The 19,876-nt window shown below is 64.1% G+C and carries 15 protein-coding genes; 6 read left to right on the forward strand and 9 right to left on the reverse strand.

All coding sequences use genetic code 11. The annotated features are described in order from the left end of the window. From ACXJMY_RS30825 to ACXJMY_RS30835, 3 genes are all read left to right on the forward strand, one after another. A partial coding sequence (locus ACXJMY_RS30825) for an ABC transporter substrate-binding protein (RefSeq protein WP_456623113.1) occupies positions 1 to 1,079 on the forward strand: 1,079 nt, incomplete at its 5' end. 31 nt (positions 1,080 to 1,110) lie between these two features. Continuing rightward, positions 1,111 to 2,052 (forward strand): ABC transporter permease, encoded by a 942-nt coding sequence (locus tag ACXJMY_RS30830; protein WP_456623114.1) that lies wholly within the window; start codon positions 1,111 to 1,113, stop codon positions 2,050 to 2,052. Positions 2,053 to 2,055: 3 nt separating this feature from the next. Further along, on the forward strand, positions 2,056 to 2,943 hold the full coding sequence (locus tag ACXJMY_RS30835; protein WP_456623115.1) for an ABC transporter permease: 888 nt from the start codon (positions 2,056 to 2,058) through the stop codon (positions 2,941 to 2,943). Between the two features lie 97 nt (positions 2,944 to 3,040). Here ACXJMY_RS30835 and cnbZ read toward each other — a convergent pair whose 3' ends face one another. From cnbZ to ACXJMY_RS30880, 9 genes are all read right to left on the reverse strand, one after another. Beyond that, positions 3,041 to 3,787, reverse strand: a complete 747-nt coding sequence (gene cnbZ, locus ACXJMY_RS30840) for a 2-amino-5-chloromuconate deaminase CnbZ (protein WP_456623116.1) — start codon at positions 3,785 to 3,787, stop codon at positions 3,041 to 3,043. Between the two features lie 9 nt (positions 3,788 to 3,796). Beyond that, positions 3,797 to 5,047, reverse strand: coding sequence for an adenylate/guanylate cyclase domain-containing protein (locus tag ACXJMY_RS30845; protein ID WP_456623117.1), 1,251 nt, complete (start codon positions 5,045 to 5,047; stop codon positions 3,797 to 3,799). Next, positions 5,044 to 5,433 (reverse strand): response regulator, encoded by a 390-nt coding sequence (locus ACXJMY_RS30850; RefSeq protein WP_456623118.1) that lies wholly within the window; start codon positions 5,431 to 5,433, stop codon positions 5,044 to 5,046. Before ACXJMY_RS30850 ends, ACXJMY_RS30845 begins: the two co-directional genes overlap by 4 nt. After that, complete coding sequence (locus ACXJMY_RS30855; RefSeq protein WP_456623119.1) at positions 5,430 to 7,475, reverse strand: sensor histidine kinase; 2,046 nt, start codon at positions 7,473 to 7,475, stop codon at positions 5,430 to 5,432. Before ACXJMY_RS30855 ends, ACXJMY_RS30850 begins: the two co-directional genes overlap by 4 nt. Positions 7,476 to 7,641: 166 nt before the next feature. Continuing rightward, a complete protein-coding gene (locus ACXJMY_RS30860) occupies positions 7,642 to 10,737 on the reverse strand; it encodes a MexW/MexI family multidrug efflux RND transporter permease subunit (RefSeq protein WP_456623153.1) in 3,096 nt (1,031 codons plus the stop codon). 75 nt (positions 10,738 to 10,812) lie between these two features. After that, complete coding sequence (locus tag ACXJMY_RS30865) at positions 10,813 to 12,006, reverse strand: efflux RND transporter periplasmic adaptor subunit (protein ID WP_456623120.1); 1,194 nt, start codon at positions 12,004 to 12,006, stop codon at positions 10,813 to 10,815. 1 nt (position 12,007) lies between these two features. Continuing rightward, a complete protein-coding gene (locus ACXJMY_RS30870) occupies positions 12,008 to 12,709 on the reverse strand; it encodes a TetR/AcrR family transcriptional regulator (RefSeq protein WP_456623121.1) in 702 nt (233 codons plus the stop codon). Positions 12,710 to 12,843: 134 nt separating this feature from the next. Beyond that, positions 12,844 to 13,434 carry a thiamine pyrophosphate-dependent enzyme gene (locus ACXJMY_RS30875; RefSeq protein ID WP_456623122.1) on the reverse strand — a complete coding sequence of 197 codons (591 nt, stop codon included), beginning with the start codon at positions 13,432 to 13,434 and terminating at the stop codon, positions 12,844 to 12,846. Further along, positions 13,431 to 13,973 (reverse strand): phosphonopyruvate decarboxylase, encoded by a 543-nt coding sequence (locus ACXJMY_RS30880; RefSeq protein WP_456623123.1) that lies wholly within the window; start codon positions 13,971 to 13,973, stop codon positions 13,431 to 13,433. The genes ACXJMY_RS30875 and ACXJMY_RS30880 overlap by 4 nt, the downstream gene beginning before the upstream one ends. A 107-nt stretch (positions 13,974 to 14,080) precedes the next feature. On the opposite strand from ACXJMY_RS30880, the gene ACXJMY_RS30885 reads away from it, so the two are divergent. The 3 genes from ACXJMY_RS30885 (at position 14,081) to ACXJMY_RS30895 (ending at position 19,837) form a co-directional block, all read left to right on the forward strand. Next, complete coding sequence (locus ACXJMY_RS30885; RefSeq protein ID WP_456623124.1) at positions 14,081 to 15,301, forward strand: cytochrome P450; 1,221 nt, start codon at positions 14,081 to 14,083, stop codon at positions 15,299 to 15,301. 176 nt (positions 15,302 to 15,477) lie between these two features. Further along, complete coding sequence (gene rocD / locus ACXJMY_RS30890; RefSeq protein WP_456623125.1) at positions 15,478 to 16,692, forward strand: ornithine--oxo-acid transaminase; 1,215 nt, start codon at positions 15,478 to 15,480, stop codon at positions 16,690 to 16,692. A 340-nt stretch (positions 16,693 to 17,032) separates the two neighbouring features. Further along, complete coding sequence (locus ACXJMY_RS30895; RefSeq protein WP_456623126.1) at positions 17,033 to 19,837, forward strand: hypothetical protein; 2,805 nt, start codon at positions 17,033 to 17,035, stop codon at positions 19,835 to 19,837. The last annotated feature ends 39 nt before the right edge of the window (positions 19,838 to 19,876 follow it).

Here is a 19,876-nt window from a genome sequence, read left to right on the forward strand (position 1 = left end):
ACTCGCACTCGCCGCTGATTGCCCAGCTCACCGACCGCTCCGGCATGATGGTGTCGCCGAAGGCTGCGAAGGAGGCTGGCGACAAGTTCGGCCTGCATCCGGTTTGCGCCGGCCCCTACAAATTCGTCGAGCGCGTGCAGCAGGACCGCATGGTGTTCGAGAAATTCGCCGACTACTGGAACAAGGACAACATCCACATCGACCGCGTCGTGTTCCTGCCGATCGTCGACGCCACGGTGCGCCTTGCGAACCTCAAGTCCGGCGGGCTCGATTTGATCGAGCGCGTGCTCGCCACCGACATCAAGGACGTGCGGGCCGATTCCCGGCTCGTGCTGTCGACGGCGCCGGAGCTCGGCTATCTCGGTCTGACCGTCAATATCGGTAACGACAAGACCAAGGGGCCGCTGAGCCAATCGGCGAAAGTCCGTCAGGCACTCGATCTGTCGATCGATCGCGAAGCCCTCAATCAGGTCGTGTTCAACGGTGAGTTCACGCCCGGCAATCAGTGGGTCAGTCCGACGCATCCCTATTATCAGAAGGCGTTCCCGGTTCGGGGACGCGATATCGCGAAGGCGAAGGCGCTGTTGAAGGAAGCGGGCGTCACCTTGCCGGTGACGGTGGATTACATGATCCCCAAGGGCGCGGAGAACGAAGCTGTCGCCCAGGTCATCCAGTCGATGGCCGCGGAAGCGGGCTTCGACATCAAGATCCGCGCCGTCGAATTCGCAACCACCTTCAAGCAGGCCCAGGCCGGCGAGTTCCAGATCTTCCAGATCAACTGGAGCGGCCGCATCGATCCCGACGGCAACTCCTACATCTTCATGCGCAGCAAGGCACCGCAGAACGATGGCGTCTATTCGAATCCGGACGCCGACAAGCTGATGGAAGACGGCCGGCTGACGGCCAATGTCGATGAGCGCAAGGCGATCTACGAAAAGCTGACCAAGATCCTGCTCGACGATTTGCCGATCATCTACATCTACCACCGCAAGCTCCTGATCGCGCATACGACCAAGCTCCAGGGCTACAGGCAGATGCCCGACGGACTGGTGCGTGTGGTCGGGCTGAAGTTCAAGTGATCGCGGCATCACCCGGGAAACGCGTGGGGCCATGCTGAACTTCCTTGCACGCCGCATCGTTCAGATCGTGCCGACGCTGTTCTTCGTGTCGGTACTGATCTTCTCGCTCCAGCAATTGCTGCCCGGCGATCCGGCGCTGGTGATGGCCGGCGAGGAACGCGATCCCGCCGCGATCGAGCAGATCCGGCAGCAGTACAAGCTCGATCAGCCGATCCCCGTGCAATACGTCTATTGGCTCAAGGGAGTTCTCACCGGCAATTTCGGCGAGTCCTTGCGCAACAAGATGCCGGTGCGCGAGCTGATCGCGCAAAAGCTGCCCGTGACGCTCCAGCTCGGCTCGATGGCGATCCTGATCGCGTTCCTGATCGGCATTCCCGCCGGCATCGTCTCCGCGGTGAAGAAGGGCACGGCGTGGGACTATGGCGCCAATTTGTTCGCGCTCTGGGGAATCTCGACGCCGAATTTCTGGCTCGGAATCCTCATGATCTTCCTGTTCTCGATCGAGCTGGGCTGGCTGCCGGCTTCCGGCTATGTGCCGCTCACCGAGAACTGGCGCGCGAGCCTGGCTGCCACCATCATGCCGGCCTTCGTGCTCGGCAACGCGATCTCCGCGATCCTGATGCGGCACACCCGCAGCGCCATGCTCCAGGTGCTGGAGAGCGACTATGTCCGCACCGCGCGCGCCAAGGGCCTCTCGGAGCGTTCCGTCATCCTCAAGCACGCGATGCGCAACGCGCTCACGCCGATCATCACGCTCGGCGCGCTCGAGCTCGGCACGCTGTTGTCCGGCGCGGTGCTGACCGAGCAGATCTTCTCCATTCCCGGCTTCGGCAAGCTGATCGTGGACGCGGTCTTCAACCGCGACTATGCGGTCGTGCAGGGCGTGGTGCTGGTGACGGCCACGGTCTATATCACGCTGAACCTCGTTGCCGACGTCGCCTATATCCTCGTCAATCCACGGCTGCGGGGCTGATCCATGACCGACGCCGCCCTGCCCGCCGTTCCCGTCATGCAGGCTGACGAGCTGGACAGCCCGGCGCGCCGTGCCCGACGACGCTTGTTCAAGCGCAAGGCAGCGGTATTCGGCCTCATCGTGATCATGCTGTTCATCGGGCTTGCGCTGCTCGCACCGCTCGTCGTGCCTTATGATCCCATCGCGACGAGCTGGAGCCTGGTACGCAAGCCGCCCACCGCGGCACACTGGTTCGGCACCGACGAGCTCGGCCGCGACATCCTCAGCCGCGTCGTTTACGGCGCACGCGCGTCCCTGCTCGCAGGCCTCATCTCGGTCGCGATCGCGCTCGGCATCGGCGTGCCGCTCGGCCTGCTCGCCGGCTATCGCGGCGGATTTGTCGATGCGCTGATCAGCCGGATCACCGACGCCATGCTGGCCTGCCCGTTCCTGATCCTGGCGATCGCGCTTGCGGCGTTCCTCGGTCCGAGCCTCGGCAACGCCATGATCGCGATCGGCATCTCGGCAACCCCGATCTTCGTCCGCCTGACCCGCGGGCAGGTGTTGAGCGTCAAGGCCGAGGACTATGTCGAGGCCGCACGCGCGCTCGGCAATCCGCCGTGGCGGATCGCGTTCTCGCATATCCTGCCGAACATCCTGCCGCCACTTCTGGTGCAGGCGACGCTGTCGATCGCGGCCGCCATCATCGCCGAAGCCGCATTGTCGTTCCTCGGCCTCGGCCAGCAGCCGCCGGCGCCGTCATGGGGCAGCATGCTCAACGCGGCACAACGCTTCCTGACCCAGGCGCCGTGGATGGCGATCTGGCCGGGACTCGCGATCTTCCTGGTGGTGCTGTCACTGAACCTGCTCGGCGACGGCCTGCGCGACGCGCTCGACCCCCGCCAGCGCTAAGCCCTGACGGGATGAGCCTCGACTTGCGCCCCGACGAAGGTGCGTTCCCTCCCCCCTTGTGGGGGAGGGAACGGAGAGAGCGCCGCTGTCGAGGACTTCAAATCACCACTTCGCGCATCACGCGGCGGCAATCCATCTCGTATTCGAGATCGACCACCGGCGGCCGGGCGAAGTGCCAGGTCAGGCCGGAGCGCAATGCGCCGCGGCGGACCAGCTCGTCGACCAGCGCGTGGTGGAAGTCGTGCACCGAATAGGCCTGCACGCCCGTGGTGTCCTTCCAGCCGAAACCGAACGCCGTCATCCGGTTCTCCATCTGCGAGGTCGTCGTGAATCGCACCTTCTCGCGCAAACCGTCCGGGCTGAGGTCGCGGTAACGCACGGTACGCTCGACGTAGCTACCGCTGCCTTCGCGCGCTTCGGCGCCGCCGGCGATCACGAACGACGGAGCCTTGGATCCTGTCGGGCGCGTGAAGGAGAACGCATAGAACGACGGCTCGGACGGCGGATCGATCTCGGGACAGACATTGCTGCGCGCCACCGGATTGGTGGTGCCGTCGAAGATACCCCATTCGGAGAGTGTCTTGACGTAATGCAGGTTGAACGCGCGAAAGCCTTCCTCGCTGAAGGCCGCCGGCGAGCGCAGCTCGCAGGCACAGAACGCCGTGATCGGACGCCCCGCTTCCTGGATAAACTTCGCCGCCAGCGCAAAACCCTCGGCGAGCGGCACGAGACGGTCGAACCGGACACGCTCGATCTCGTAGCCGTCGTCCGCCGCAGCACCCGCCGAATACTGGAACACGGACGGAATGAAACGATAATTGCCGGCGGAAAACTCACGAATCATGACGAACTCCTATTCCAGTTGCATGCGAATGCCCTTGGCGCCGTTGAGCAGCCGCCTCAGGTGAAAGCCGGCCAGCGCATCATCGGCGTGCATCCCGACCAGCGCGGCAAAGGCGGGCATGGCGGCGGCATCGCCCGCCTCCATCTTGGCGAACGCTTCGGAGTACCGCGCTGTCGCCGGCGCTTCGAATTTGGCCTGCGGCAACGGCTCGAACGCGCGCAGAGGTTCGCTGCGTCCGCGTAGCATCAGCTCGCCCACAGGGCGGCCCCGAAAATTCTCAGCCGCTTCCGCAATGCTGGAGCTGACGCAGATACGCGTCCCCAGATGCTTGTTGGCGGCCTCCAGCCGCGCCGCGATGTTGATGCTGTCGCCATAGGCGGTGTAGTCGAAGAAGCGGTTGCCGCCGAAATTCCCGACCAGCGCCGGCCCGGCATGGGCGCCGATGCGGGTGGTGCCGAAATTCACACCCCTCACCCTCCAGCGCGCGCAGAAATCCTCGGCCCAGGCGTCGAGATCGTGCGCGCAGGCCACCGCACGCGTCGCATAGTCCGGCTGGTCGCCCGGCGCGTTGAACAGCACCTGGATCGCATCGCCGATGATCTTTGCGACCGTTCCCTCGTGCGCGAAGACGATCTCGGTCATGCCGCCGACATATTCGTTGAGGAGCTCGCCGAGCGTCTCGGGCGCCGCGCTCTCCACCAGCGAGGTGAAACCGGTGATGTCGGTGAAGATGGTGGCGACGTCGCGCCACTGCGCCTCCATGCCGTCGCCCTCGACATCCGCCGCCAGGCGCCTGGCGATCTCCGGCGAGAAATAGCGCGACAGCGACGCGTGCGCGCGCTCGGCTTCGATCTGGCGGCGCCGCGCCTCGCGCAGCATCTCGACATGGCGGATGGTCTTCTGGATCGTGGTTTCCAGATCGGCGAAGTCGATCGGCTTGGTGAGAAAGTCGAACGCGCCGCGGTTCATGGCGGTGCGGATGTTGCTCATGTCGCCATAGGCCGAGACGATGATGGTCGACTTCTTGTCCTCGGCCTCCTGGAGCTTCGCCAGCAGCGACAGCCCGTCCATCCGCGGCATGTTGATGTCGGCGACCACCATGTCGACATGCGGATGCCGGTCGATCGACTCCAGTGCATCGAGGCCGTCGCGCGCGAACATGAAGTTGACCAACCCCTCGCGAAGCTGCCTGCGGAACTTTTGCAGGATCAGGGCCTCGAGGTCCGGCTCGTCATCGACGAAGAGGATGGTCGGAATCATGCCGCCTGCTCGAGTCTCGTATCGATTTCCTGGCGCAATTGCGCAAAGTCGATCGGCTTGGTCAGGAGCGCGACGGCGCCGCGCTCGATCGCCTTCCGGCGCGTCTCGGCGTCGCCATAGGCCGTGATCATGATGACGGGAACGTGCGGATGGTCGGCGCGCACATGCGGCAGCATGTCGAGCCCGCTCATCCCGGGCATGTTGATGTCTGACAGGATCAGGATCAGCGAGGGGTCGCGGACCTCGGCGGCGCGCCTGAGCGCATCGGGCGCGGAGGGTGCAAACTCCATCTGGAAGCGGCCGGCGCGCAGGTCGCGCCGGAACTGCTGCCGGAACAGCGCCTCGACGTCGGGCTCGTCATCGACGACCAGGATGTAAACGTTCAACTCTTGCCTCCGGTCGTGTCCCCTGCTGCCAGCGCGCGAGGCAGCGTAATGATGAACTCGGTAAATACACCGGGTTCGCTGTTCACGTCGATCGTGCCGCCATGCTGCTTCACGACGATGTCATGGCTCATGGAGAGGCCGAGCCCGGTGCCTTCGCCGGCCGGCTTGGTGGTGAAGAACGGATTGAACATCCTCTCCTTCACCTCCGGGAGGATTCCGACGCCGTTGTCGCGGATCCGGATCTCGACCCTGCTGCCGAGATTTTTCGTCGTCGCGCCCAGGGTCGGCTCGAATCCGTCGCCGGCCCCCTCCTTGCGCTTGATCGCGGCATAGAAGCCGTTCGAGATCAGGTTGAGCAAGACCCGCGTGATCTCCTGCGGATAAACATCGAGAGTGCCGGCGGCCGGATCGAAGTCGCGCTGGAGCGTGACGTTGAATCCAGGCCTTTCGGCGCGCGCGCCATGATAGGCCAGATTGAGGCTTTCCTCCACGATCGCATTGATGTCGACGGCACGATGCTCGCCGGAGCCCTCGCGAGAATGCAGCAGCATGTTCCTGACGATGGAATCGGCGCGCTTGCCGTGCTGCACCACCTTTTCCAGATTACTCTTGAGCATGCCGGTCAGCTCGTCGACCTCCTCCTTCGTCTTGCCGTCGAGCGCAGCCGCTTGCAGGGTCTCGTTGAGCTCGTCGATCAGCTCGGTCGAGACCGCGGAGAAATTGTTGACGAAGTTGAGCGGGTTCTTGATCTCGTGGGCGATGCCGGCCGTGAGCTGGCCGAGCGAGGCGAGCTTCTCGGTCTGGATCAGGCGATCCTGCGCGGCGCGCAGATCGTTCAGGGATTGCCTGAGTTCCGCGGTGCGCTGCTCGACCCTCTTTTCCAAATCCGCATAGGATTCCTGCAGCCGCGCGCCCATATCGTTGAACTGGTCGGCAAGCCCCTCGAGCTCGTCGCCGGTCCTGATCGAGATGCGCTGGGAGAAATCGCCGCCGCCGATCCGCTCGGCGCCGCTGCGCAACGCCTGGATCGGGCCGACCATGCGGCGCGCCAGGAATATCCCGGCGAGCACCGCGAAAATCGACGCCGCAAGCAACACGATCGCAAGCCGCTGCAACGAGCCATAGAGCGCGGCATAGGCTTCCTCGACCGGCAGCTCGACGAACATGGTCCAGTGCAGCGGCGCGATCGGGGCCGATGCGGTCAGCACCTTCTGCCCCTGGATGTTGAGCGCCTCAGGAAGCGTATCGGGCATCGCGCCACCGGCGGCCTGCGCGGCACGCACCTGCGCAAGCCCCGACATGTCGGTGTTGCGCAGCACGAGGCTGATATCGGGATGCGCGATCAGACGCCCTTCGGGACCGACCACATAGGCGTGTCCGTGCTCGCCGACCTTGATCTGCGACACGACGTCCCAGATCAGCTTGAGGTTCACCTCCGCGATGCTGACCCCCGCATCCTTGCGCGCCCCGGCCAACGCCAGCGTCATGTAGGGCTCGGATTCCCGGCGAAAATAGACCGGCCCGTAATAGACCTTGTGCGCGACGGCCTCGGTGAATTTTGGATCGCCCGAGAGGTCGGCGCCGCTGTCGATCGCGTCCATCGCCAGCCGCGAGACGCGCAGGCGCTCCTTGCCGGTCGGGTCCACTTGCGCGAGTTCGGTGATCGCGGGCACCTGGCGCAGCAGCCGCAGCGCATCGAACCGGCGCTGCTCGATCGAGCCCGCCGACCATGGCAGCTGCGTGGTCCAGCCGAGCTGGCTCTCGATCTCCTTGACGAACTGGCTGATCTTGGCGGCGGCCGCCTCGGCCTGCTCGTGCTGGACCCTGATCAGCGACGCCTTGTGCTCGCGATAATAGAAGAAGACCTCGAACAGGCCATTGGCCAGCAGCGCGACCGCGACGACGGCCACGAACAGCGCGACATATTTAGTGAACAGCCGGGTCCTGATCCCTCGCCCCGTCACACCGGGGACGACGCCATCCGCGGCCGCGCTGGGCAGCGTCCTGGCTTGCGGGGTGCCGGAATGGAGGGAAAGGCTCATCCGGCGGAACCTAGCAAGAAGACGAGACCTTGTCTCATGCGAGCATGGCAAAGGGCCCGCCCGACGGCCGCGGCGACAGCCGCATCATCGCCAGCGGCCAGGGCACAACGAAAAAGGGCGGCAGCGGATTGGCCGCTGCCGCCCTCTGATTCGCTTGCTTCCAGCCTCAGGTCGGCCGCAGGGCCTTGGAGCCGAGGTCGAGATCGGCGACCTGCTTGTTCCGCTCGGAATCGGCCGCCGCGCGATGGTCGGTCGCCAGCACCACGTAGACCGCGGGCAGCACGAACAGCGTGAACAGCGTGCCGATCGACATGCCGGCGACGACCACGAGGCCGATCGAGAAGCGGCTGGCCGCGCCCGCGCCGGTCGCGGTCAGGAGCGGAATCAGGCCAGTCACCATCGCGGCCGTCGTCATCAGGATCGGCCGCAGGCGGATGCGTGCGGACATCTCGATGGCCGACCGGCGGTCGAGCCGCTCGTTGACCTGGAGCTCGTTGGCGAACTCCACCATCAGGATGCCGTGCTTGGTGATGAGGCCAACCAGCGTCAGCAGACCGACCTGGGTGTAGATGTTCATCGTCGCCGCGCCGAAGAACAGCGGGATCAGCGCACCCACGATCGCCATCGGCACCGAGATCATGATCACCAGCGGGTCACGCAAGCTCTCGAACTGCGCCGCCAGCACCAGGAAGATGATGATCAGCGCGAAACCGAAGGTGATCGCGAGCTGGTTGCCTTCCTGCACGTACTGCCTGCTGTCGGCCAGATAGTCGTGGCTGAAGCCTTGCGGCAGTTTCTTGGCCTCGCTTTCGAGGAAGTCGACCGCAGCACCCACGGTCACGCCGGGCATCGGCACGGCCGAGAAGGTTGCCGAATTGAGCTGGTTATAGTGCGTCAGCGAATTCGGGTCGGTCCTGGTGTCGATCGACACCACCGTCGACAGCGGAAGCTGCTGACCGGTGCTGGTCGTCACGTAGTAGCCGCCGAGCGAGTCCGGCGAGAGGCGCTGGCCACGCGGCACCTGCGGAATGACCTGGTAGGAACGGCCCTCGAGGTTGAAGCGATTGACGTAGTTGCCACCCAGCAGCACGGCCAGCGCGCTGCCGACGTTCTGCATGTTGATGCCGAGATCCTGGGCCTTGGTCCGGTCGATCTTCACCGTCACAGTCGGCTGGTTGTAGGCGAGATCGCTGTCGGAGACGATGAACATGCCGCTCTTGCGCGCGGCGTCCTTCAGCTTCTCCATCTGCTCATAGACCGTCTGGAATCCGGCGGTGGAATTGATCACCATCTGCACCGGCAGGCCGCCCGGCCCGCCCGGCAGCGGCGGCAGGTTGAACGCGAAGGCCTGCACGCCCTCGATCTTGGAGAGCTCGGCCTGCACCAGCGGCTTCAGCTGGATCGACGAACGCTTGCGCTCCTCCCAGGGCTTGAGCAGCATGCCGGCAATACCGCCCTGCGGGCCGTTGATGCCGTTCAGCACGAAGCGCAGATCGGTCTCGGCGAATTTCTGGAATTTCTCGTCGAGCTTTTCGCCGTAGAAATCGACATAGTCGATGTTGGCGTATTTCGGCGCCTTGGTCACCGCAAAGACGATGCCCTGGTCCTCCTCCGGCGCCAGCTCCTTCGAGGTGTGCATGTAGAGGAAGCCGACCAGCCCGAGGATCGTCACCGCGAACAGACCGGTGATGGCCTTGTAGTCGAGCGAGCGGTCGAGCCTGCGGCCATACCAGCGCGTCAGCGCGCCGAACACCCTGTTCACCAACTTGGCGAAGCGGCCCTCTTCGGTGTTCTTCAGCAGCACTGAGCACATCATCGGCGACAGCGTCAGCGCGATCACGCCCGACACGATCACCGAGCCCGCGAGCGTGAAGGCGAATTCGCGGAACAGCGAGCCGGTGAGGCCGCCGAGGAAGCCGATCGGCGCGTACACGGCCGCGAGCGTGATCGTCATCGAGATGACGGGACCGACGATTTCGCGCGCGCCTTCCAGCGACGCCTGTACCGGTGTCTTCCCTTCCTCCAGATGGCGGTGGATGTTCTCCACCACGACGATGGCGTCGTCGACCACGAGGCCGATCGCCAACACCATCGCCAGCAGCGTCAGCAGGTTGAAGCTGAAGCCCAGCGCCAGCATCAGCGTGCAGACGCCGATCATCGATAGCGGGATGGTGACGACAGGAATGATGACGGAGCGGAATGACGCCAGGAACAGGAAGATCACCACGATCACGATGATCACGGCTTCGCCCAGCGTCTTCTCGACCTCGTCGATCGAGGACTGGATGAACTTGGTGGAATCGTAGGCCACCTTCATCTTCATCGACGGCGGCAAATTGCGTTCGAGCTCGGGGAACAGCGCGCGCACGCCCTTGACCAGCGTCAGCGGGTTGCCCTGCGGGGTCGCCTGCACGCCGATGAAGATCGCGTGCTCGCCGTTGAAGGCGACGCTCGCGTCCGTGCTTTGGGCTGCAAGCTCGACGGTGGCTATGTCCTCCATCCGCACGAAGCCGCCGTCCTTGGCCTTGACGATCATCTTTCTGAACTGATTGACGTCTGTCAGGCCCGTATTCGTCGAGACGTTCGAGACGATCAGATAGCCCTTGGTCTGGCCTGCCGCGGACTGGAAGTTGTTGGYGGCGATCGCGGCGGCAACATCCCCGGGCGACACGTTGCGGCCGGCCATCTTCACCGGATCGAGCCACAGCCGCATCGCGAAGTTCTGGGCGCCAAGGATGTCGGCAGAGGCCACGCCGTCGACGGTCGACAGCACCGGCTGCACCACGCGCGTCAGATAGTCCGAGATCGCCGAGCCCGACAGCTCCTCGGAGGAGAAGCCGAGATACATCACCGCAGTGGTCTGGCCCGTCGTCTTGGTGACGATCGGGTCGTTGGATTCCTTCGGGATCAGGTATTTGACCGAGTTCGTCTTGGCCAGCACCTCGGTGAGCGCCTGGTTCGGATCGAAGTTCAGCTTGATGTAGACCTGGATCGTCGAGGTGCCGAGCACCGACGACGAGGTCATGTAATCGACGCCTTCGGCGGACGCGACCGCCTGCTCGATCGGCGTGGTGATGAAGCCCTGGATCAGGTCCGCGGATGCGCCGGGATAGACGGTCGTGATGTTGATGACCGTGTTCGACAGCTTCGGGTATTGCCGGATCGGCAGCACCATCGCCGCGCGCAGGCCGATCAGCAGGATCAGCAGGCTGACAACGACCGACAGGACCGGGCGTTTGATGAAAATATCAGTAAAGCGCATCGCGGCGATCTCGATTTCGTTGACTTGCACGAACATGATCCGGCCGTGCCGGATCATGCTGCGACGTTTGCGGTATCAATAGCGCGGCGGCTGCGCCGGGATCTGCGGGGCCGGGTCGGTCGAAATCGACACCGCCGCGCCCGATTGCAGCTTGAGCTGGCCGACTGCGACAACCTTGTCGCCCGGCTTCACGCCCTTGATGATTTCGACGCGACCCTCGACCCGGTTGCCGGTCTGCACGAACGTGCGCACGGCGCTCAGGCTGGTCTTGCCGTCCTCTTCCTTCTTCTCGGTGATCACGAACACGGAGTCGCCATACAGCGTGTAGTCGACCGCGGTCTCCGGCACGGTGATCACCGCCGGCTTGTTCGGCAGCACCACCGTGGTGGTCACGAACATGCCGGGCTTCAGGATCTTCTCCGGATTGGCGACGGTCGCCTGCACGCGGATGTTGCGGGTGTCGGTCGAGATCTGCGGCTCGATCGTGGTGATCTTGGCGTCGAAGGTGCGGCCAGGATAGGCGTCGACCTTGAGCCGGACCGGCTGGCCGACCTTGAGGTTGCCGGAATCCTTTTCCGTCACGGTGAAGTTGGCCCACAGCTCCGACAGATCGGTCAGCGAGACGATGGCCGTGCCGGCCGTCAGGTACTGGCCGACCTCGACCTTGCGCACGCCGAGATCGCCGGAGAACGGCGCGCGCACCAGTTTCTGCGAGATCACGGCCTCGGTTTTGGCGATGCCGGCCAGCGCCTGATCGTAGGCAGCCTGCGCGTTATCGACGGTCGCCTGCGGACCGAACTGGCGCGAGGCCAGCTGCTTGGCGCGGTCGAGCGACAGCTGCGCGACGGTCGCCTGCGCCTTGAAATTGGCGAGGTCGCCCTGCTCCGGCATGTCGAAGAACTGCACCAGCGGTGTGCCGGCCTCGACATGCGTGCCCGGCTCGAACTTGATCTCGGTGACGCGGCCGTTGACGTCGGCGCTGACGTCGACCTGGTGCACGGCGGCAAGCCCGCCGACCGCGGTCAACAGGTTCGGCACCACTTCCGACTTCGCCTCGGCGGCGCTGACCGCGACCGGCGGCGGCTTGTTGCTGGCGAAGAACTGCTTGATCATCTGGCCGCGGAAATAATTGAACCAGACGAGACCACCGACGAGCACGCCCAGCAGCGTGCCGACGATGATGAACCACAGCACCGGCCGAACCGGACGCTTGGGAGCCTTGTTGTCGATCGGTTCGCCCGAAATCTTGTGTTCGGTTACGATGTTCATGTCATGCGCTTTCTGCAATCGCCGTCTTGCCCGCATCCGCGGCCTGATCGCGGCCCAAATGCGAAGCAATTGCGGCGTCGTTAAGTCCGATACCCCTCAGGAGAAACTCACAGAGCTGACGCCCCAGGTCGTCCGCCCCGTCGTAAGCGAGGCAAGGCGTGGCCGGCAGCCTGGTCAACGCAGCGGTCATCACCGAATGATGCGCAAACCAGAACAGATTGAGCGGCTCGCCGGTGCACGGGCGCGCATCGCCGGCGGCGACAGCGCGCTCGAGCGAAGCGACGAAGACCGCCCCGATCAGCTTCTCGATCTTGGCATATAGCAAACGCGCGAATTCGCCATCATCCAAATGGCTCGTGGCCATCAGTCGCAGGCGCTCCGCCTCTTCCTGATCGGGACCGTCCGCGATTTGCAGGAAATGCTCAACCATACCGCGAATCAATTCGACCAGGGTGGCAGTCGAGGGGTCCCGCTCCATGAGATCCATCAGCGCCGGATCGGCCTCGCATTCATCGCTGAGGATTTCGGCGTAGAGCGCCGCCTTGGACGGGAAATGCTTGAACAGCAGCGCCTCGGAAATGGCAGCGGCGGCCGCCACGCTCTTGGTCGTGGTGCCGGTATAGCCGTGCCTGGCAAAGCAGCGCTTTGCGGCGCCGAGGATTAATTGACGCCTCAGGTCGCTCGTCATTCGCAGTGAGCTCATGTTAGTGAGTAAGCACTCACCCACGCAAAAGTCAAGCAGAATGCTGCATCGCAACCTAAATGGGTGCAAATTCGTTGGAAATTGGCCACACGCCGCGGGGGCGGAGGTGCGGGAGAACTGCTTCCCGGCTGGCGTCAGATCGGCTGGAAGCCGAGATCGCCGCGGATCCGGTTGACGATATAGGTCCCGTCCCGGCTTGGCAGAGTCCGCTCAACGTTGGCGCTGCCGATCTTCACATTGGCAAACCGCGGCCCCGCCGAGACGTCCTGGACGGCTTTGGCGAAGGCCTCGACCTCGGCCATGGTCGAGATCGCGCAGGCGTCCGGGATGCCGCAGGCCCTGGCGACGCCGACAAGGTCGGCCGCCGCGGATGTGTGGCTGGTCTGGCCGCCGGTCTCGCCATAGGCCTCGTTGTCGAGCACCACGACCGAGAGGTTGGACGGCTTCTGGAGGCCGATGGTGGCGAGGCTGCCCATGCCCATCAGCATCTCGCCGTCGCCGGTGATTACCAGCACCGGCAGTTTCGGTTGCGCCAGTGCGAGCCCCAGCCCGATCATCGCGGCGCCGCCCATGCCGCCCCAGAGATAGAAGTTGCGCGCGTGGTCGCCGGCGGCGGTGATGTCGTTGGTGGAGGCACCCAAGCCGCCGATCGCAACCACGTCCTTGCGGTCCGCAAGCAGCGTGGACACCACCTGACGGCGGTCGAGGAGATTGGCCTTGCTCATTTGGTGAAAACCTTGGCGCCGATCAGGCGCTGCGACAACAGGACGGCGGTCGGCGTGAGCGCGTTATAGGCCTGAGCTGCGGCCGCCTCTAACACAGCCGGCACCTCGGCCGCATTGGAGGCGCGCAGCACCTTGATGCCGGAGAGCTCGAACACGCCTTGCGTGGTCGATCCCATCGGCACCTGCCACGGATTGAACTCGCCCCACTCGCCGCGCATGGTCACCAGCGTGAGGAACGGAAAGCGCAGGATCGGGATCAGCGAGAACATGTTGATGCAGTTGCCGACCCCGCTCGACTGCATCAGCAGCACGCCGCGCTGCCCGCCGGTCCAGGCCCCGGCCAACAGCGCCACGCCCTCCTCCTCCGTCGTCAGCGGAATGCCGCGCATCGTGGAGGAGGCGAGCACGCGCTGGATCAGCTTCGAATGGCCGGCGTCCGGCACGTAGGGCACCTGCCGGACGTCGAAGCGTTGCAATGTCGCGAAAATATCGTCGGGCCAATTCGGGGCCGTCTCGGCTGCGTCAGCGCGGGCGTGCATTTTCCTGTCCGGTCGGCTAGCAAATGACGGCGCGACTGTAGACGGTGACCCGCACCGCTCGAAAGAGCGAAAACGGCATATCGGTCTCAACCAGCGAGTATGGCGGCATGAACGCAGATGCGAAAGAACTGGCGGCCAGGTTCGATCTCGAGAAGCTGACGGCGGAATTCTACGACAATCCGTACCCGACTTATCGTGCACTGCGGGAGAACGAGCCGGTCAAGCGCCTGCCCAACGGCACCGTGTTCCTGACCCGCTACGACGACCTCGTCGCCACCTACAAGAATACGAAATCGTTCAGCTCGGACAAGAAGCGCGAGTTCGCGCCGAAATACGGCGACACCCCGCTCTACGAGCACCACACCACCAGCCTCGTCTTCAACGATCCGCCGGCGCATACCCGGGTGCGGCGCCTGATCATGGGCGCGCTGTCGCCGCGCGCGATCGCGGGCATGGAGGGCGATCTCATCACGCTGGTGGACGGCCTGCTCGATGCGATCGCCGCCAAGGGTCATTGCGAGCTGATCGAGGATTTCGCCGCCTCGATCCCCATTGAAGTCATCGGCAACCTGCTCGACGTTCCCCACGACGAGCGCGCGCCGCTGCGCGACTGGTCGCTGGCGATCCTCGGTGCGCTCGAGCCCGTGGTGTCGCCGGAAGTAGCTGCGCGCGGCAACAAGGCGGTGACGGATTTTCTCGCCTACCTTCAAACGCTGGTTGCGCGCCGGCGCGAGAAGCCCGGCAATCCCGAGCGCGACGTGCTGACGCGGCTGATCCAGGGCGAGGAGAATGGCGAGCGGCTGACCGAGAAGGAGCTGCTGCACAACTGCATCTTCCTGCTCAATGCCGGCCACGAGACCACCACCAATCTGATCGGCAACGGCCTCGTGGCGCTGCACCGGAATCCGGACCAGAAACGGCGGCTGATCGACAATCCGGACCTGATCAAGACCGCCGTCGAAGAGATGCTGCGTTACGAAAGCTCGAACCAGCTCGGCAACCGCATGACCACGGAGCGGGTCGAGCTCGGCGGCGTCATGCTCGATCCGGGCACGTCGATCACGCTGTGCATTGGTGCAGCCAACCGCGATCCCGCGCAGTTTCCGGATCCGGAACGTTTCGACATCGCGCGCACGCCGAACCGGCATCTCGCTTTCGCCACCGGCGCGCATCAATGCGCCGGCATGTCGCTGTCGCGGCTCGAAGGCGCGATCGCGATCTCGCGTTTCCTGGCGCGCTTCCCGAACTATGCGGTGAGCGGTCAGCCGGTGCGCGGCGGACGGGTGCGGTTCCGCGGCTTTTTGAGCGTGCCCTGCGCGATCGGTTGAGGCCCGAAAACAAAAAAGTCGCAAACAACCCCATGCAAAGTAGCGGCGGTTGGCGCAAGATTGCCTTGGTGGATTCGCGTAACCATTTGACAAGGGGAGGCAAATCAGCGGCATCGCGCACCTCGCTGAGGCCCCGATCAATTCGAGCGCGGCACGCAGCAATGGAGTGACGAAAGATGAGTTCGTCCGTCATTGATTTCCTCGCAACCGAAGCACGCTTTGGCGCCCATAATTACGAGCCGATCGGGGTCGTCCTGTCGCGCGGCGAAGGCGTCTGGGTCTGGGATACCGACGGCAACCGTTATCTCGATTGCCTCTCCGCCTATTCGGCGGTCAACCAGGGCCACTGCCACCCCAGGATCCTGGCGGCGATGGTGGAACAGGCGCACCGGCTGACGCTCACCTCGCGCGCCTTCCACAACGACCAGCTCGCCCCGTTCTACGAAGAGATCGCGGCGCTGACCGGCTCCCACAGGGTGCTGCCGATGAACAGCGGCGCCGAGGCGGTCGAAAGCGCGATCAAGTCGGTGCGCAAATGGGGCTATGAGGTGAAGGGCGTGCCGGACGGCCACGCCGAGATCATCGTCTGCGCCGACAATTTCCACGGACGCACGCTGGGCATCGTCGGCTTTTCAACGGACCCTGAGACACGAGGACACTTCGGGCCGTTCGCGCCGGGCTTCAGGATCATCCCGTTCGGCGATGCCGCGGCGCTGGAAGCAGCGATCACGCCGAACACGGTCGCCTTCCTGGTCGAGCCGATCCAGGGCGAAGCCGGCGTCATCATTCCACCCGACGGCTATTTCACCAGGGTGCGGGAGCTCTGCACCGCCAACAACGTGATGCTGGTGCTCGACGAGATCCAGACCGGGCTCGGCCGCACCGGCAAGCTGCTCGCCGAACAGCACGAGGGCATCGAGGCGGACGTGACGCTGCTCGGCAAGGCCCTGTCCGGCGGCTTCTATCCGGTGTCGGCCGTGCTCTCGAACAACGAAGTGCTCGGGACATTGAGACCCGGGCAGCACGGTTCGACCTTCGGCGGCAACCCGCTTGCCTGCGCGGTGGCGCGCGCGGCGATGCGCGTGCTGGTCGAGGAAGGCATGATCGAGAACGCCGCCAGCCAGGGCGCGCGCTTTCTGCAAGGCTTGAAAGACATCCGTGCCAACACGATCCGCGAGGTGCGCGGGCGCGGCCTGATGCTGGCGGTCGAGCTGCATCCCGAGGCCGGCCGCGCACGCCGCTACTGCGAGGCGCTCCAGGGCAAGGGCATCCTCGCCAAGGATACCCATGAGCATACGATCCGCATCGCCCCGCCGCTGGTGATCACCAGCGACCAGGTCGACTGGGCGCTGGAGCGGTTCGCCACGACGCTGACGCAGGACTTCTCTTGAGGCTGCCTGCGGCGGAAGATCGCAATGCCGGCCGCGGCCGACGACGAACCAGTCCGCCACCTGTGCGCTGAAGGTTGATCACCAGGCGCGTACTCATAAATCGAGCTTGTTTGGTGCAGGCTTGCCGGCGGTCGGGCGCGCAATCGCGCCCCATTCGGCCGGCCGTTCTGCTTGCAGGTTGCAAACACGCCGCCTCCATGATGAGGCCATACCAGCTGGAACGGCTATCGCGAGATGCCGGCATGGAGTAGAATTCATCGACAACGACGCCAGGCGCAAGCGCGCACACCATTGAGCTCCGTCACAGTGTGACGGGCGCCTCAAGCAGGAGGGGTGGCAGATGGCAGATGAAGTTGCTCGCGGACCGCGCGATTCAGCGGAGTGGCGTCCCAGCAAATATGCGCTCTGGAGCGAGCGCTGGGGCGACGCGGCCAACGCACCGACTTCTATTTTGCTGCGTCATCCAACGGCTCCGTTTCTGAAAACCGTCGACGCAATTGATGATCGTCACATGCAGCGTCTGGGCAATGAATACCTCAAAGCGGTGACGAGGAATTCCAAGATCGATCCGCGAATCCATCTCCCGTCAGTGCACACGACCATCTCGAACGCATCGATCAAGCCTCGTTCAGGCTTCTTCCGGTGGTTGCCCCTTGGCTGGCCCCCCGCGAAGCCGGACGACGACAATGCCGGCGACCCGTTCGTCTCGTTCCGAGTTGAGCGTAAGTCGCGGGCAGGCGAGCTTGTCGATCAGACCGTGATTCTGGTGGCTTCCGAGTGGATTCCCGACAAGCTCAAACCGCCCGGCCATTTCCTGGGCTCCGGGTTCGGCATCCGCGTGGTTGTGCATGTGCGGCCGAAGAACGGAAAATACGAAACACGCATTACCGGGATGACCGCGTCACTTCCGTTCGGCCCTTACAGCACCCCCCGAGTATTCAATTTGGTAGACAAGGACGAGTTCGCGCCGATCTTCAATCCGGACAGGCTTTTTCATGTCAAGACCCAGATGTCCAAGCAGCTTGGCTTGAAAAATCAATCCGTGTCCATTCGAGGCGCCCGGATCGCCGCCGCATCCGACGGAACACGGGACGGAACACCGCGTGTCCAGTGGCAAGCCACGAGCAAGCCTGAGACGGAGGGCGGCCGAACCAGGGCTACGCCGTATTCGTTCGTGTTCTCGGGGACGCCGACAGAGGCTGGGGCTCTTGTCAGCAAGGTTGAGCTCGTCGCCGATGCGATGACGCCTGGGCACGCGTGGGTGTTTCCGCTTGATCCTGCGTCGCAGGAGGCGCCGACCGATCTTCGCAAGCGGCGCCCGACACGCACCGAAAAAGAACTCGAGCACTATCGCGACGATGAGGAAATCACCGCGCATCAGGCGGATCCGTTGATTTACCCGGAACCGCCCTATCCAGAGCCAGCCGGATTCATCGAAGATGTAAGGGTGGTGGTTTGCCCCGGATTTGTCCTTGCCGACGGTCCTCCCCCTCCCCCTTACCCAGGAGATCCGAAGACGGTCGATCTACCCGACACGTCCGCGCCTCTCGTTCGATCGAACGACTTCGCGGCAATCAGCGCGTACAACAATGTCCGGCAATTCTTCGAGCGGCTCGATGCGTATGGAATGAGTGCGGTTTCGTACTTTCGGATCGCCAGCCTGCCGCTCAAGGTCTTTTATCGCTCCGGGGTGCGGCCAGGCCCCGGCAAGGACGGCCAGACCGTCAATGCGCGTGTTCTTCCGGAGGGCTGGCTGGTCGACTACGTCGGACCGACCAAGCTCAGCGATCGTCCGATCCTGCAACTGCATTTGGCGCTGGCCGACCTTTCGACCCGGGCGCGCAAGCCATGGGACGGAAAAACACGCTCGCCAGCTGAGCCACTTGGCATCGCGGCCGACGCGCGCTGGATCTGGCATGAGATCGGGCACGTGCTTCTGATGTGCTCGGTCGGTGAGCTGGAATTTCGCTTCGCCCACAGCGCCGGCGACGCGCTCGCGGCGATCGTCTCGGACCCGCAATCGCAACTGGCCGGAGATGCCAATTGGCGCGGCGCGACATTCCCGTGGGTGTTTGCGCCGCGTCGCCACGACCGATGCGTGTCGCATGGATGGAGCTGGGGCGGCTCGTTGCACTATGCGATGTCCCAGGTGCCCGATTCAACGCCGCCCCGACGCAAGGGTTACTGGACCGAGCAGATTCTTTCATCATCGCTGTTCCGGCTGTACCGCGCTATCGGCGGCGACACGAAGGCGGTGGGAATGCAAAACCAGCCTGACCAACTCGCCCGCGAGTCGGCTTCGCACTATTCCGTCTACCTCATCATGAGGGGGATTCAGATTCTGCCGACATCGACCACCGTGTTGGCCAACGAACCGGATCAGCTCGTCTCCGCGCTGATCGACGCCGACATCGGCACCAGTTCCTGGGACGTCCTGTGGGACGTGACCTTTCCTCCGCCACCGTACAGCACCAAATCTTTCTCGTTCCACAGGATCGGTGGCTGTGTGCACAAGGTCATTCGCTGGGCGTTCGAAGTCCAGGGCCTGTATGCCGTTGCCGGAACGATCAGCAACGCGCCAGGCCTTCCACCGCCGGTCGACGTCTACATTCTGGACCGGCGGCCACTTTCGGAAGCCTCGCCCTACGGCGATATCGCGTATGGGCCCGGCAGCTACAATCCGGTCTCGCTCGATTGGGATCCCCACCAGTCCGGTTCAGATGCTCCGCCCTTGTGGCAAGCCGACCAAAGCGCGATCGTCGTGTCGGGCAGCAATATTTCCGTGAAGGTCGGAAACCGCGGCGGTCAACAGGCAACGAATGTTGAAGTCACCGTTTGGTGGCACGCATGGCCCAGTGGCAGTCCTCCGCCGAAATGGAAGGATATGCAGTGGGAACCGTGCACCCGGTCACCAGGCCCCGGCCAAACCATTGACCCAGGTGCGCCGCCTGTTGAATTTGATTTCACGTTCAACAACCCACCGCCGTCCAACACCCGCTATCTGGTGCTGGCTATCGCAACCTGCGGGGACGATGCCGCCAACACTGATCCAACGACGTCCTTCCCGTGCAGCCAGTTGCCCACGGAACTCATTGACCTCGTACCCAATGACAACAACCTTGGTCTCATCGTCGTTGGCCCCTAGCGGCAGCCCGATAGTATGACGTGCGCTTCGTTGTTCAGG

The organism is Bradyrhizobium sp. P5_C12, from assembly GCF_054049735.1.

Excerpts from the sequence above, each read along its gene's own strand:
- ACXJMY_RS30875 (WP_456623122.1), bottom strand. The coding sequence starts at position 13,434 with ATGAGCAAGGCCAATCTCCTCGACCGCCGTCAGGTGGTGTCCACGCTG.
- ACXJMY_RS30835 (WP_456623115.1), top strand. The coding sequence starts at position 2,056 with ATGACCGACGCCGCCCTGCCCGCCGTTCCCGTCATGCAGGCTGACGAG.
- ACXJMY_RS30865 (WP_456623120.1), bottom strand. The coding sequence starts at position 12,006 with ATGAACATCGTAACCGAACACAAGATTTCGGGCGAACCGATCGACAAC.
- rocD (WP_456623125.1), top strand. The coding sequence starts at position 15,478 with ATGAGTTCGTCCGTCATTGATTTCCTCGCAACCGAAGCACGCTTTGGC.
- ACXJMY_RS30870 (WP_456623121.1), bottom strand. The coding sequence starts at position 12,709 with ATGAGCTCACTGCGAATGACGAGCGACCTGAGGCGTCAATTAATCCTC.
- cnbZ (WP_456623116.1), bottom strand. The coding sequence starts at position 3,787 with ATGATTCGTGAGTTTTCCGCCGGCAATTATCGTTTCATTCCGTCCGTG.
- ACXJMY_RS30830 (WP_456623114.1), top strand. The coding sequence starts at position 1,111 with ATGCTGAACTTCCTTGCACGCCGCATCGTTCAGATCGTGCCGACGCTG.
- ACXJMY_RS30885 (WP_456623124.1), top strand. The coding sequence starts at position 14,081 with ATGAACGCAGATGCGAAAGAACTGGCGGCCAGGTTCGATCTCGAGAAG.
- ACXJMY_RS30845 (WP_456623117.1), bottom strand. The coding sequence starts at position 5,047 with ATGATTCCGACCATCCTCTTCGTCGATGACGAGCCGGACCTCGAGGCC.
- ACXJMY_RS30895 (WP_456623126.1), top strand. The coding sequence starts at position 17,033 with ATGGCAGATGAAGTTGCTCGCGGACCGCGCGATTCAGCGGAGTGGCGT.
- ACXJMY_RS30880 (WP_456623123.1), bottom strand. The coding sequence starts at position 13,973 with ATGCACGCCCGCGCTGACGCAGCCGAGACGGCCCCGAATTGGCCCGAC.
- ACXJMY_RS30855 (WP_456623119.1), bottom strand. The coding sequence starts at position 7,475 with ATGAGCCTTTCCCTCCATTCCGGCACCCCGCAAGCCAGGACGCTGCCC.